This window comes from Chryseobacterium subflavum (genome assembly GCF_055762745.1).
This window is the reverse complement of record NZ_JBVTMR010000005.1, coordinates 173955-186756: the sequence shown is the minus strand read 5'-3', so window position 1 is coordinate 186756 and position 12802 is coordinate 173955. Positions and strand designations below refer to the sequence as shown.

Here is a 12802-nt window from a genome sequence, read left to right as displayed (position 1 = left end):
ACTCACCATCAAAAAATAATACCTATGCGAAGAAGAATCAATCACAGGTCTTCCAAACCTGCGCGTACCCCTGATCCTGCCCCGGTTCCGATAGAAACTGAACCTGTAGAAATCATCGAATCTATACAGACCATTGAGCCGGAAATTGTGGAAGAAGACTTAATGCCTTTTGTGATCACGAACGAAGATGAGATCATTAATTACATCAAGGAGAAAGCAACCAAGGAAACGTTGAAATCTTTAGCTCCTTTGCTGGAAAAGCTTGAGGAAGCGGTTAAACAGCAGCAGGCTTATCAGGCTGCAGCGCCGGCCACAGGAAATCCGGTTGCGATGACCTATGAAGAACAGCTGAAAAAACTTCAGGAGGCTTCCACAGGAAAATTAAAAGAGAAAGAACTGAAGATCGCCGAAAGGATGACCAAGCTGCAGGCAAGATTTGCCAATATCCGTAAATAATCAAATAACCAAATAACCAAAAATTAATAGTTATGATACACAATCAAAATGAAATCAATTTGGAAATTGTAGGAATGGCTCCCACTGTACCTACGGCGATATCTATGCAGGTGAATGCGCACTCTACAGGATTGATGTACGAGCAATCTGTATCGCACCAACAAAGGGATGCCCTGATCGGTTTAAGCAATTCAGTTATGGGAATTAAAAAAATCGGCTCCCGGAAATTAAAAAAAGAGCTGCTGAATTTCAGAAAAGGACGTTTTAATTTCTGATCAGTCTGAATACTCAGATTACGGATGCGGTTTTCTTCCCTGCAGAAATAAAAGCTGGTGACCTCAACATATATATTAGTCAAAATTTTTCATCCTCCCACCCGCTTTTAGAATGTTGCCGATGCCCCCAAAGAGCAAATATCATGTGGAAATGCAATCTCTCGCTCAAAATGTAAACACTGTACAACAGCCTGCAGGAGAAGAATGGTTTCTTTCATATAGAGGTAAGAACCAAAGAAGGGACCGCATCCTTTTTTTTAAATAACAATGTATATATACTATCTGCCCCGTCCGCAAGATCCGCGGAAAAAAATAAAAGTAATATAAAAAACACATCAGGTCGTGATAGTTAGTACCCACGTGTTTATCAAACCAACACAGAATTTTAATTTCTGCCGTTTTCGCGGATAATGCAGATAAGATTCATCACAAATGGTGATTGTAAAGTTCTTGTTGATTCAGCAGGTATAGCAGATAATCAAAAGATCTGCTCCATCTGTCTGATCGGTGAGATAGGAAAAAAAAGATCGCAAAGATCAAAAGAAACAGAAAACTAGTTTAACAATCAAATAATTATTAACCGGGATTTAAATCTCAAAAAAAACAAATTACAATTATGGCAACAACAGTTAATTCACAAATCACAGATGCGGTTACTCAATCGAATGTAAAAGTAGTAGGAGAAGCTCCTGCAATGGCTTTGGGTAATGTTTATCAGACTGCGGCTCACTCTACGGGAATCATGTTTGAAAATGCGGTGAACACGCAAAACCAACAGAATATTTTAGGTCAGGCAGCAACTACTCAGGGAGTAATGCAGATCTATAGCCTGGATACCGTAGCAGATGCGATCTCTATTGCAAGAATGTTGAATCCTAATTCTTAATAACCTGTTTCTGCTTTAGTAGAAAAACGATAACCATAACCGGAATATCAGGTTAAAGAAAACTCTAATCAACAACAATCATTATGGCAACAGTAGTTAATGAACAAATTACGGATGCCGTTACCCAGGCGAATGTGAAAGTAGTGGCGGAATCTCCGGCTATGGCTTTGGGTAATGTGTATCAGACTGCCGCTCACTCAACGGGAATTATGTTTGAAAATGCGGTGAATACGCAAAATCAGCAAAATATTTTAGGACAGGCGGCTAATACGCAGGGCGTAATGAGGATCTATAGTATAGATACCATTGCAGATGCTCTTTCTATTGCAAAGATGCTGAATCCGGCATAAAAGTCCCGATGCGTAAAAGCAAAATAATCTTGTAACAACCGGATCATCCGGTTGTTATTCAAAATCAAATTAAAAATTAATAATATGGCAACAGTAGTTAACGAACAAATCACGGACGCGGTAACGCAAACGAACGTAAAAGTAGTGGCAGAAGCTCCGGCAATCGCTTTAGGGAATGTATACCAGACAGCGGCGCATTCAACAGGAATCATGTTTGAGAATGCAGTAAATAATCAAAATCAGCAAAATATTTTAGGACAGGCGGCCACTACACAAGGTGTAATGCAGATCTATAGCCTGGATACCGTAGCGGACGCAATCTCTATTGCAAGAATGCTTAACCCGAACTCTTAAAAATCAATAACCATGATCGGATCGACTGATCATTTTTTAAAACTCTAATCAACATCAATCATTATGGCAACAGTAGTTAATGAACAAATTACAGACGCAGTAACCCAGTCCAACGTAAAAGTAGTAGCAGAAGCTCCGGCAATCGCTTTAGGAAATGTATACCAAACGGCGGCGCATTCAACCGGGATTATGTTCGAAAATGCGGTAAATAACCAAAACCAGCAAAATATTTTAGGACAGGCTGCAACAACACAAGGGGTGATGCAGATCTACAGCATGGATACCGTAGCAGATGCGATTTCTATTGCTCAAATGCTTAACGCAGGATCTTAATACCTCATTTCTGCAATAGCGGGAAACACAATACAACCACGGCCGGAGAGTCCGGCCGTATAAAATCTAATAACAATTATCATTATGGCAACAGTAGTTAATGAACAAATCACAGATGCTGTAACGCAGTCCAACGTAAAAGTAGTGGCAGAAGCTCCGGCTATCGCTCTAGGGAATGTGTATCAGACAGCAGCGCACTCTACCGGGATCATGTTTGAAAATGCGGTAAATACGCAAAATCAACAGAACATCCTAGGTCAGGCAGCGACTACACAAGGCGTGATGCAGATCTATAGCGTGGATACCGTAGCGGATGCTATTTCCATCGCTAAGATGCTGAATCCATCTTAATCAGAGCGTGTTTTTAGAATTATATTGTTCAGGGAGAATGCTTTATTGATTCTCCCTGATTTTTTTAATAGGATAAAACCTTAATAACCTAAAATAAAATTAATATGGGATTTTTAAAAGATGGAGTGGTGCTGGTAACAAGAGCTATGCGCGTCCGTTGGGATAATGCAACACCGGTTTACAGACACATCTTGCGTTTGCCGCAATTTGCCCCTCAACTTCGTTTTGTTGATCAGATCGTATCACCCGCAGGAAGAGTGGGATCACCGTTCATGGAACCTTTCCGTATTCTCGGGAGAGCCCTGAGCTGGAAGATCTGTTACGACGAGCATAAATTTAAATTTAAAATACTGGCAGGACCTACGGATTACGATTTGAATGCACGTTTGCTTTTTGAACATTCAAAGAATTTTGTAGGGCAAACAGTACCAGGTGCGATGAGAGGGGAAGGAGGGGTCTTCATGGGAAGAAGAGGTCAGAACGTAGTCACAACGGCTATGTTCGGTGGACAGGTAAGAATGACTCATGATGATGAAAACATGACGATGAGAAATTATGCTGAGCCGGGACACGTTTTCAGTGAAGGGTATTTGGATCTGGCATTTGTAGATGAGAATGACGGGAATACATATGTTATCCTTGAAGGAGGTGGATACAATAATTTTTCTACCATAAATCAAGGTTTTGGAAGCTGGGTATTTCCGAATATGGGAAGAGCCAATATAGAAGCATACAGAGAATACCGTAACCTTCCCCGTATAAAGCATACGGTTGAAGAAATCAATAATTAGTGCTCCTGCAATATAATTTCAGGGCAAATTTCAAAAATGATCTTTCAAAACAGATAATACTGAAAAAGAATACAAATTATATAACCGGTAAAAATAACCCTCACAAATTTGTATTCTCTTCAGTATCAATCATCACTCATCAACTCTCAACTCTCAACCACCGTTTTCCAGCTATTTATCCAGCAGTACGATCTCGTGAGCATTCACAAAATTATTCTGTACCGCATAGATCACCAGCCCGGCCATATTCTTCACACTGGTTTTGATCATCAGGTTGGTTTTGTGGGTCTCCACTGTTTTGGGAGAGATGAATAAATGATCTGCAATTTCTTTGGTGCTGAGCTGCTGGCAAACCAATCGCAACACATCAATTTCCCTTTCCGTAAGATCGTCTTTAGAGTAGGCATGAAACTCCGGAAGTTTATTGGACAGCTGTCCGCGCATCACATCCACCTGTTCATCGGAAAAATAATGGCCATGATGATGCACTGCATCGATCACCTTTAAAAGCTCATCAAGCTCAATTTCCTTGGATAAAAAAGCATGGGCTCCCATTTTCAGCATTTGTCCCATAAATGACCGGCGGTAAAAGCTGGAGAGGACAATGATTTTTACCTCCGCTTCCTTTTGTGGCAGGGCGGACATAACTTCAATACCGTCCCCGTTAGCCATTCTGAGGTCCAGCAAAAGGACGTCCGGCAGATCAATGTTCGTTTCATTCAGAAAATGATGACCACTTGTTGAGGTCATTACCACTTCGTAACGATCATCCTGATCGATGTAGTTTTTTAAAAGTTGTACAAACAACAGGTCATCATCTACGATACCAATTTTAATTTTTAAGTTTTTCATTTTTTAATTTTTATTTAGGCAAATGGGCAAATAGGCGGATTTCTTTTTTCCTCTTTCAGTCATTTCGCCCCTTTGCTTTTCAGCCATTTTACTATTTTACGATTTCACGTTTCCGCAGTTTAGTCTTTCAACCCCTCAGCAATTCTGCCTTTTCACAATTTCCCACTTTCAATTTTCCACTTTTCCTCACTCTCTCACCCGCCATCTCCAAAACCCTCAAACCCCCAAACTCTCAAACCTTCTAACCTCAGAACTCGCACCCTCAACTCCCATCACTCTATTACCACACACGCTATAAACTTTGTCCCCTTTTCCGGTTTCGACTTCAGCTTATACGCCGCGCTGATCTTTTGTGCCCTGGACTGGATATTTCTGAGGCCGATCCCGTTGTAATTGTTTTCCTGGCGGAATCCGTTTCCGTTGTCCTCTATGGTCAGCATCAGGTATTCCAGTGATATCCTTAGTGATACATCAATCCGGGTGGCATTGGCATGTTTTAAAGTATTGGTGACCAGCTCCTGGACGATCCTGAACATATTTAATTTTACCGGACTGCTGATCGATGCATCGGTAACCCTGTGACGGTAATCGATCTCTATGGTTTTACTGATCTGGTTCAGGTAATCGGCGATCAGATCCGTTAACGTAATCTCCCCCAGATCCGGAGGCGTCAGGTTATGGGATAATTCCCGGATCAGCTGCATCGACTGTTTCAGATCCAGGTTCAGTTCGTCCCTGTTTTTATGATTGATGTTCAGGCGGATCAGGTTCAGGTTGGAGATTATGTTATCATGAAGTTCTTCCGCAAGACGTTCCCGGTCCTTTTCCTGGATGTGCAGGGTGTTTTCCCAGCATTCCGTCTGGGTGTTGCGGACGAGCTGCATTACTTTCTGCCTGCTTTTCCTGATGCTTTTCAGGTAGTTCACCACCAATACGGTGATCAGTATTGTTGTTAAAAGGAATAAACCAATGCCAATCCATATCCATTCAACTACCAGGCCCGGATTTTCCCACTGCAACATCCCAGATTAATAAGAGCAAGATAAAAACACCATAACAGGATCCCTCTGAAAAGCCAGATCGGAGCCACCCATTCCAGGTGATTGCTGATCAGGAAATCAAAAGTAGTGGAGATCAGGCATTCAACAGAAAAAAAAAGAAAAACAGAGATGTTGAAGATCAACACGCTTTTTTTTACGCTTCCTCTTTTCAATACCTTCACAAAATACGCTGCCGCAAAACTACAGATGATAATACTGCTGATGATGTTGGAATAAAAGGTAGCGGGTGTATGGTCCCGGACATTCACGATATTGATGACCAGGAATACTGCAGCATAGAGGTAGATCATCCACCTGAGCGGTTGGGGAAGCTTGATACAGTATTTGCTGTAGATCTCGGTGAGCATTATAAGGCCAAAAGACTGGCTCAATGCATAGTTGTAGGTGTTCAGTGTGTTTAATTTCAGCAGGCGGTCCACGAGGTCCGTCAGTTCCAGGGCCAGTTCACCCAGCAGGAATAGCAGGATCGCTTCCTTGGAGGTTATCCCCCTTCTTACCAATAGGATCAGCCCGGTGAATAGGGTGAGGTTGATCAGTACCTGTAAACAGAGGGATAGGTCATTATAAGAAAGCACCGCTTTTTTTCAAAAGTTGGTAATTGTCAACAGGATCGGCAGCGGTAAACGGAGGTCGCGGAGTAGAGTAGTTCTCTGCGGTTTTACTCATTTCGCTGATCGTAAGGTCTTTTACGGTAATGATCTCCACATGATAAGCGAAGACAGAGGCATTCTCAGGATCATCCGTAAGTCCGAAGAAACAGGTGCCGGATTGATCACCATCCAGTCCCAGGCGGTCAAAATCTGCAAACGGAATTGCTACTATCTGGACGAAGTCCTGAACTTTCTGGGCCTTCAGCCAGGTCGTACAATACATATTCCATCTGAAATTTCGGTTGATCGCTGATTCCGAAGTGATCGGCGGATCAACTTCCAGGTTGGTGGTGTTTTGTACAGTGACATTGGGGGAATCGCGGGTGAATTCCCTGATAACAATATCATTGAAATCTGCGGTCTTATCGCTTTCGGAATCGATCAGGAAGAACTTAAGCCGGTCCTCATCAATACCCAGGTACGCATGGATCTTTGGGTCTTCTGAATTTCCAAGATTAATTTTCCATTGGTCAATCTCCTTTCCGGAAACAGAAAAGTGGGTACCCTGGTTGAGGTAGCCCAGGATTTCCGCCTCGCTTCCGTCAATTCCGCTCTTGTAAGCGTCAATTAAAGTTTTCCATTTTTTAATGGATTGGTAAATACTTTCAGTTGTCATGGTATTAGTTATTTGTAAATAATAATAAATTATTTTTGAAATTTACAAAAAAAATGGTTTTTAAATCACGCGGGTAAGAAATAGGAGAAATTGTGTTGCAGGATTGTGAATTACCGGTCGAATGAGGTAGCTTTGAGAACAGTGTTGTGTTGATTAATGTGTTGATATATAGTTGTTTGTAAATATTAAGAATTCCAGCTCTAATGTGAATTATTTTTGTTTTTTTAATTGTTTTTCGGCTAAAGAGCTAGTTTTCTTTCTGAAAAAATCAGTTTTTCTACGGATTGCTGTTCCTGTTTTGTTGAGTACATTTGTTAGGAATACCCTGGAGTGAAAAACTAGAAAATGAAATCTTGTATTATAATGACTGCTTTCAACTAATATTGCTTTGATAACTGTATATCAATTACTGGCATATTCTACAGGAATTATGTTTGAAAATGCTATAAATAATCAAGACCAACAAATGTACAGGCTCAAGCTGATGTTAATAAAGGGGTGATGCAGATTATAGACTGGATACTGTAGAGAATGTTACTTCTATTACAAAGATGTTGGGAGTGGAGTAGTTTGTCCTGGTTAAAGTAATGAGAAAAGAATTATTTTAAGGTTAAGGTAATGTCAAATACCTTTGCTTACGGTTATCCGTATTATTTTTTCTTTCGTTTTCCTTTTCTTTACATTTTAATATTATATTCTACTACAAAATCTTTGAATATCAAAATAGGACTTGATATAGTTATTCAGTTTTTCTATATTTGTTAAAAAGGGGTATTCTAAAAAAAACAATGATGGATGTACATTCCAAAGAAATAAGGAGTTATAATATGAGCAAAATTAAGGGGAAAGATACAAAACCTGAAATTTTGGTGAGAAAGTTTTTGTTTGCACATGGATTTAGATATAGACTGCATGACAAAAAATTGCTGGGGAAACCTGATATTGTTTTACGTAAGTATAATGCTGTTATTTTTGTTCATGGTTGTTTTTGGCACGGTCACGATGGATGTAAAAAATTTGTAATCCCAAAAACTAGAACTGATTTTTGGCTGAATAAAATTAAAACAAATATCTCAAACGATAACAAAAATATAGAAGCGTTAAAAAAAGATGGATGGAACGTCATTATAATTTGGGAATGCGAAATAAAAAACGAGATAAGAATGCAAAAACTTTTAAAACAAATAATAAACTGATGCTTGAATTTTATTATAATTTTCATTTGAAATCTTTCAAAGGTAAATGCAAACAGATTGCAGATGAACTTGCATCTGTTTTAGAAAATGAAAAAATAAAAATAATAGCAACAGAGCAACTCGATCTTCCAATTGAATATAAAGAAAAATTAGGTGAAGATTTATTTATCAGATTAAATAATATTTATTTTACAATTAGACAAAATAATGGATTAAATCATCCATTATTAAAAAAATATTTACCAGAAACAAGACAAAAGCCTGAAGGGCTTTTATTTGCGGACTTTTTTAGTGGTGCAGGAGGATTAAGTCAAGGGCTAATTAATGCTGGGTTCTATCCTGCATTTGTTAATGATAATAAAACTGATGCGTTAGAAACTTATTATTTTAACCACACTCTCCCTCTTGATAATTTTTATAATGGGGATATAAAAATATTGGTAGAGAATTTTTCTGACTATAAACATCTTTTTAAAAATGTGAAAATTATCTGCGGAGGACCTCCTTGTCAAGGATTTTCGAACGCAAACAGGTGGAATTTTGAAGTTGAAGAATCAACTCAAAAGAAACGTTTTATAGAGGATGAAAGAAATGTTCTTTATAAATACTTTGTAAAATTGTTAGGTTTGATTCAACCTGATTTTTTCATAATGGAAAATGTAAGAGGTATGATGAAGGTTGAAAAACAGATCGAAGAAGATATTCAGAAAGAAACTAATGAGGAGTTCTTTTTTATTCCTCTCGAATTAGATTCTCAAAATTTTGATATTCCACAGAGCAGAAAAAGGTATATTCTTATTGGAGGAAAAGATTTTATGTTTATTGAGCAAGTAAAACAAACTATTTACAGCAAAAAAAATCGCACGAGTAAATATAAACTTATCGATGCTCTTTTTGGTCTTCCTGAAATATTTACAAATCCATATAAACTGAGAGTTGATTATGAAAGTAATATTCATGGCTACAAAATCAGGAAGTTAAAAACAGAACAAAATGAGTTTTTGAAAGGAATAAACGGAAATAAAGAAATTAATTATGTTTTTAATCACAAATCAAGATATAATAATGAGAACGATCTGGAAATATTCAAAACCTTACCAGAAGGCGAAAATTCACTTCACCCAAGTGTTCAAAAATTAAGTAATTATAATAACCGTAATCACATTTTTAAAGATAAATATTATAAGCTAAAGCAAAATGAAGTTTGTAAAACAATAACATCTCATATGAAATATGATTGTCACATGTATATTCATCCGATACAAGCTCGCGGGTTAAGCCCAAGAGAGGCAGCAAGGATTCAAACTTTTCCAGATGATTATGTTTTCAGAGGTTCTTTGAACGCTTGGTACCAACAGATAGGTAATGCTGTACCAGTAAAACTTGCGGAAATGATTGCTAAAGAAATAAAAAAATATTATTTATGAAATATGCAGAATTATTTTCAGGCATAGGAGGCTTTAGAAGTGCAGCAGAAAGTATTTCGAGTGATACTGATATTAAACTGAAATGTGTAGGATTTTCTGAGATTGATAAATTTGCAGTTTCTACATATAATAGTAATTATAATCTGAATGGAGAAATGCGAATGAATGATATCATAGAATTTGTTGAAGATAAGGAAAAACTTAAACAGCTTAAAGATTTTGAATTATTACTTGGCGGATTTCCATGTCAATCATTCAGTCTACTAGGTAAAAAACTAGGACTTGAAGATGAAAGAGGGAGAATTTTGTTTAGTATTGATAAACTTTTGACAACAAAAAAACCAGAATTCATTGTATTAGAAAATGTAAGAAATATTATTAGTCATGATAAAGGTAAAACATTAAATCAGATTCTTGAATATTTTAAAGAACATAAATATAACTATGTAAATTACGTAGTGCTCAACACTCAGAATTTTGGATTACCACAAAAAAGAGCTAGGATTTTTTTTGTTTGTAGTGCAAGAAAAATTAACATTGATTTAACCGAAGAAGCAATTATTGAGAATTTTAGAAATATAAAAAAACATTCTCTTAAAACCTATAATAATGTCTTAGACATACTGGAAAAATCAGTTGATAAAAAATATTATCTTTCAGAAAAAATTAAACATACTATTCTTGCTGATGGTTCTAAAAATTTTAAAAGCAAATCACAAATAGATCTTGAAATAGCAAGAACACTGACAGCAACAATGATGAAAATGCATAGGGCTTGTCAAGATAATTATTATTCTGATGATTTTATTATCAATGGGGAATCTCATAAAAACACTTCAAAAGAGATTCTTTTTAAAAAACCAGTTCGAAGATTAACCCCAAAAGAGGCTTTACTGTTGCAAGGATTTAATGAAACATTCTATAATAAAGCTATAGCTGCTGGAGTTAGTGAACATCAACTTTATAAGCAGGCAGGAAATGCACTAAGTGTAAATACCGGATATGCTCTTCTTCATTATTTATTTGTACATCTAAAGATTCAAGAAATATGAAAAAGAATCCCAACTTTAGTAGAGAAGAACTTATACTTTGCTTAGACTTATATTTTAAAATGGACTATGGCCAAATGCATGGTAGTAATCCAGCAATTATAAAGTTAAGTAAAGATTTGAGAGAGTTGGACTTACATAAAAATATTGCAAATATCAATACTTTTAGAAGTATAAATAGTGTTTCTCTCAAATTAGCAAATTTTAAAAGATTAGATGGGAATTTTAAAGGTAAGGGTATGAAGATGGGGGGGAAAATGGATAAAGATATATGGAATGAATTTTATAAACATAGAGAAAAGCTTAATAATGAGGCAGACATTATTAGGCAGATTTATCTAAAACCAAAATCAAAAATACAATCTGAAGTAAAATATAAATCTGAATTTCTGTTTCATTTTCATAAAAATAGGGAAACAGATCCATTATTTATAAAAATAAAAAAAGAAATGGCATTGGTTACTACAAATCAGCTTAAATGTGAAGTTTGTGGTTTTAATTCACAATCTTTTTATGGAGAAATAGGAGACGACTTGATGGAAGTACATTTTGAGCTTAAAAATGAACCAACATTGGACTCGACGGAAATAAATGATTCAATAATTGTTTGCAGCAATTGTCATAAAGTGTTGGACAAAAATTTTGGACTTCTTTATGCTTCTGACTTAAAAAAGCTAATAAAAAAAACTAAATGAAAAAACAGAATCATCAATATGATATTGTAAGACCGCAGCCAGAAAGCTTGCTTCAGTCAGCAAGATCTTTTGGGTATTCTGTTGAAACAGCTCTGGCAGATTTAATTGACAATAGTATTACAGCCGGAGCAAAGGATATAAAAATTACTTTTGGAATTGATCGCTATTCTTCATATATAAAAATTGAAGATAATGGAAAGGGGATGAATGAAAAAGAATTGCTGAACGCAATGAAAATGGGTAGTTTTAATCCTCTTGATAATAGAAACAATAATGATTTAGGACGATTTGGTTTGGGGCTAAAAACCGCATCATTCTCTCAATGTAAACGACTTACTGTAAAAACAAGGAATAAATCAAATAATGAATTTATTCGTTGTTGGGATTTGGATATTGTAAAAGAAAAAAAAGATTGGATATTGCTTCGAAACTGTGCAGATAAAAACTCTGAAAAGCTTCTTGGTAAATTTCCAGATATTGGTTCAGGAACAATAGTACTTTGGGAAAAACTTGACAGACTAGTTGAGTCTGAGGAATTAAAATCAGATAAAGAACATTTTTACAGAAAATTTGTGAATGTTCGCAAGCATTTGGGTCTGGTATTTCATCGTTTTATTGAAGAGAAAAAAATCAGAATTTTTATTTTCGATGAAGAGTTACATGCTATTAATCCTTTTAATATTTCTAATGAGTATCCTTCAGTAGAACTTGCGGAAGAGCAACTTTCAATAAAGCAGCAGAATATATATATACAGCCATTTATACTTCCACATGAATCAAAACTTTCTAATGTTGAAAGAAATAATCTTGAGATAACAAAAGGATGGATAGAACACCAGGGAATTTATCTCTACAGAAATAAACGTCTTATAGCAGATGGAACCTGGCTTGACCTTGGTTTTAAGAAAAAAGAAAATCAGCGTCTGTGTAGAATCAGAATCGACATACCAAACACTCTTGATCCTGAATGGCAAATTGATGTAAAAAAAGCTTCTGCTAAAATCCCGGATGTCATTCGCAAAAGAATTAAGACAATATGTATTATTTCTATAGAAAAAGCAGTAAAGGTTTATACCCATAGAGGGGCGTATCTCAGACGTACAGAACTCAAAAAAGAAATTGTCTATTTATGGAAGGCTAGACAAAAAAAGGGTAAAAGATTTTATGAAATAAATAAAGAGCATCCGATTTATAATCTTATTGCAGACAATCTTGAAGAAGAGGCATATATTTTTAATGATTATATGAAATTAGTTGGCGAATCATTGCCGATCAGTTTTATAGTATCAGATTTTTCTGATCATTCAATTGTAATGAAAGACTTCTTTGAAGATTCAAAAAAAGAACTTAAACTAATATATGAAAATACATTGTCAGCACTTATTAATGCTGGCTTCTCAGAAAAAGAAGCAACTGAAAAAGTAAACAGTATCGAGTGCTTTCAACAATTAAAATGAATT

The 12802-nt window shown here is 36.3% G+C and carries 17 protein-coding genes; 13 read left to right on the top strand and 4 right to left on the bottom strand.

All coding sequences use genetic code 11. From position 1 onward, the window contains the following. Positions 1-24: 24 nt before the first annotated feature. The 8 genes from AC0INN_RS19980 to AC0INN_RS19945 all read left to right on the top strand — a co-directional run bounded on the left by AC0INN_RS19980 (position 25) and on the right by AC0INN_RS19945 (position 3796). Positions 25-456: a hypothetical protein gene (locus AC0INN_RS19980; protein WP_172279389.1), complete on the top strand. Its 432-nt coding sequence runs from the start codon at positions 25-27 to the stop codon at positions 454-456. 32 nt (positions 457-488) lie between these two features. Continuing rightward, a complete protein-coding gene (locus AC0INN_RS19975; RefSeq protein WP_306614779.1) occupies positions 489-731 on the top strand; it encodes a RebB family R body protein in 243 nt (80 codons plus the stop codon). Between the two features lie 616 nt (positions 732-1347). Continuing rightward, positions 1348-1617 (top strand): RebB family R body protein, encoded by a 270-nt coding sequence (locus AC0INN_RS19970; protein ID WP_034684380.1) that lies wholly within the window; start codon positions 1348-1350, stop codon positions 1615-1617. Positions 1618-1700: 83 nt separating this feature from the next. Next, on the top strand, positions 1701-1967 hold the full coding sequence (locus AC0INN_RS19965; protein ID WP_172279385.1) for a RebB family R body protein: 267 nt from the start codon (positions 1701-1703) through the stop codon (positions 1965-1967). An 84-nt stretch (positions 1968-2051) separates the two neighbouring features. Continuing rightward, a complete protein-coding gene (locus AC0INN_RS19960) occupies positions 2052-2321 on the top strand; it encodes a RebB family R body protein (protein ID WP_172279382.1) in 270 nt (89 codons plus the stop codon). Positions 2322-2384: 63 nt separating this feature from the next. Further along, positions 2385-2654, top strand: a complete 270-nt coding sequence (locus tag AC0INN_RS19955; RefSeq protein WP_089027138.1) for a RebB family R body protein — start codon at positions 2385-2387, stop codon at positions 2652-2654. 84 nt (positions 2655-2738) lie between these two features. After that, positions 2739-3005 (top strand): RebB family R body protein, encoded by a 267-nt coding sequence (locus AC0INN_RS19950; RefSeq protein ID WP_034684388.1) that lies wholly within the window; start codon positions 2739-2741, stop codon positions 3003-3005. Between the two features lie 104 nt (positions 3006-3109). After that, on the top strand, positions 3110-3796 hold the full coding sequence (locus AC0INN_RS19945) for a hypothetical protein (protein ID WP_306614775.1): 687 nt from the start codon (positions 3110-3112) through the stop codon (positions 3794-3796). 171 nt (positions 3797-3967) lie between these two features. Here AC0INN_RS19945 and AC0INN_RS19940 read toward each other — a convergent pair whose 3' ends face one another. From AC0INN_RS19940 to AC0INN_RS19925, 4 genes are all read right to left on the bottom strand, one after another. Next, entirely contained in the window at positions 3968-4648 is a 681-nt protein-coding gene (locus AC0INN_RS19940) for a response regulator transcription factor (RefSeq protein ID WP_172279378.1), read from the bottom strand. A gap of 272 nt (positions 4649-4920) precedes the next feature. Further along, the gene (locus AC0INN_RS19935) at positions 4921-5670 is read right to left on the bottom strand and encodes a sensor histidine kinase (RefSeq protein WP_306614773.1); all 750 of its coding nucleotides are present in this window, start codon (positions 5668-5670) and stop codon (positions 4921-4923) included. After that, complete coding sequence (locus AC0INN_RS19930; protein ID WP_306614771.1) at positions 5640-6284, bottom strand: hypothetical protein; 645 nt, start codon at positions 6282-6284, stop codon at positions 5640-5642. Before AC0INN_RS19930 ends, AC0INN_RS19935 begins: the two co-directional genes overlap by 31 nt. Next, the gene (locus AC0INN_RS19925; RefSeq protein WP_306614769.1) at positions 6271-6975 is read right to left on the bottom strand and encodes a hypothetical protein; all 705 of its coding nucleotides are present in this window, start codon (positions 6973-6975) and stop codon (positions 6271-6273) included. The genes AC0INN_RS19930 and AC0INN_RS19925 overlap by 14 nt, the downstream gene beginning before the upstream one ends. Before the next feature lie 788 nt (positions 6976-7763). Here AC0INN_RS19925 and AC0INN_RS19920 point away from each other — a divergent pair. From AC0INN_RS19920 to AC0INN_RS19900, 5 genes are read left to right on the top strand one after another with little or no spacing between them, the layout of a single operon-like run. Then, complete coding sequence (locus AC0INN_RS19920; RefSeq protein WP_306614767.1) at positions 7764-8171, top strand: very short patch repair endonuclease; 408 nt, start codon at positions 7764-7766, stop codon at positions 8169-8171. Beyond that, entirely contained in the window at positions 8090-9598 is a 1509-nt protein-coding gene (locus tag AC0INN_RS19915) for a DNA cytosine methyltransferase (RefSeq protein WP_306614765.1), read from the top strand. The genes AC0INN_RS19920 and AC0INN_RS19915 overlap by 82 nt, the downstream gene beginning before the upstream one ends. Continuing rightward, the gene (locus AC0INN_RS19910; protein WP_306614763.1) at positions 9595-10650 is read left to right on the top strand and encodes a DNA cytosine methyltransferase; all 1056 of its coding nucleotides are present in this window, start codon (positions 9595-9597) and stop codon (positions 10648-10650) included. Before AC0INN_RS19915 ends, AC0INN_RS19910 begins: the two co-directional genes overlap by 4 nt. After that, complete coding sequence (locus AC0INN_RS19905; protein WP_306614761.1) at positions 10647-11342, top strand: hypothetical protein; 696 nt, start codon at positions 10647-10649, stop codon at positions 11340-11342. The genes AC0INN_RS19910 and AC0INN_RS19905 overlap by 4 nt, the downstream gene beginning before the upstream one ends. Next, on the top strand, positions 11339-12799 hold the full coding sequence (locus AC0INN_RS19900; protein ID WP_306614759.1) for an ATP-binding protein: 1461 nt from the start codon (positions 11339-11341) through the stop codon (positions 12797-12799). The genes AC0INN_RS19905 and AC0INN_RS19900 overlap by 4 nt, the downstream gene beginning before the upstream one ends. Positions 12800-12802 lie beyond the last annotated feature (3 nt).

What these genes read in the sequence shown, in the direction of transcription:
- AC0INN_RS19940 (WP_172279378.1), bottom strand. Translation starts at nt 4,648, where the DNA reads ATGAAAAACTTAAAAATTAAAATTGGTATCGTAGATGATGACCTGTTG.
- AC0INN_RS19910 (WP_306614763.1), top strand. Translation starts at nt 9,595, where the DNA reads ATGAAATATGCAGAATTATTTTCAGGCATAGGAGGCTTTAGAAGTGCA.
- AC0INN_RS19920 (WP_306614767.1), top strand. Translation starts at nt 7,764, where the DNA reads ATGATGGATGTACATTCCAAAGAAATAAGGAGTTATAATATGAGCAAA.
- AC0INN_RS19925 (WP_306614769.1), bottom strand. Translation starts at nt 6,975, where the DNA reads ATGACAACTGAAAGTATTTACCAATCCATTAAAAAATGGAAAACTTTA.
- AC0INN_RS19980 (WP_172279389.1), top strand. Translation starts at nt 25, where the DNA reads ATGCGAAGAAGAATCAATCACAGGTCTTCCAAACCTGCGCGTACCCCT.
- AC0INN_RS19900 (WP_306614759.1), top strand. Translation starts at nt 11,339, where the DNA reads ATGAAAAAACAGAATCATCAATATGATATTGTAAGACCGCAGCCAGAA.
- AC0INN_RS19975 (WP_306614779.1), top strand. Translation starts at nt 489, where the DNA reads ATGATACACAATCAAAATGAAATCAATTTGGAAATTGTAGGAATGGCT.
- AC0INN_RS19960 (WP_172279382.1), top strand. Translation starts at nt 2,052, where the DNA reads ATGGCAACAGTAGTTAACGAACAAATCACGGACGCGGTAACGCAAACG.
- AC0INN_RS19970 (WP_034684380.1), top strand. Translation starts at nt 1,348, where the DNA reads ATGGCAACAACAGTTAATTCACAAATCACAGATGCGGTTACTCAATCG.
- AC0INN_RS19945 (WP_306614775.1), top strand. Translation starts at nt 3,110, where the DNA reads ATGGGATTTTTAAAAGATGGAGTGGTGCTGGTAACAAGAGCTATGCGC.
- AC0INN_RS19950 (WP_034684388.1), top strand. Translation starts at nt 2,739, where the DNA reads ATGGCAACAGTAGTTAATGAACAAATCACAGATGCTGTAACGCAGTCC.
- AC0INN_RS19965 (WP_172279385.1), top strand. Translation starts at nt 1,701, where the DNA reads ATGGCAACAGTAGTTAATGAACAAATTACGGATGCCGTTACCCAGGCG.
- AC0INN_RS19955 (WP_089027138.1), top strand. Translation starts at nt 2,385, where the DNA reads ATGGCAACAGTAGTTAATGAACAAATTACAGACGCAGTAACCCAGTCC.
- AC0INN_RS19905 (WP_306614761.1), top strand. Translation starts at nt 10,647, where the DNA reads ATGAAAAAGAATCCCAACTTTAGTAGAGAAGAACTTATACTTTGCTTA.
- AC0INN_RS19915 (WP_306614765.1), top strand. Translation starts at nt 8,090, where the DNA reads ATGGAACGTCATTATAATTTGGGAATGCGAAATAAAAAACGAGATAAG.
- AC0INN_RS19935 (WP_306614773.1), bottom strand. Translation starts at nt 5,670, where the DNA reads ATGTTGCAGTGGGAAAATCCGGGCCTGGTAGTTGAATGGATATGGATT.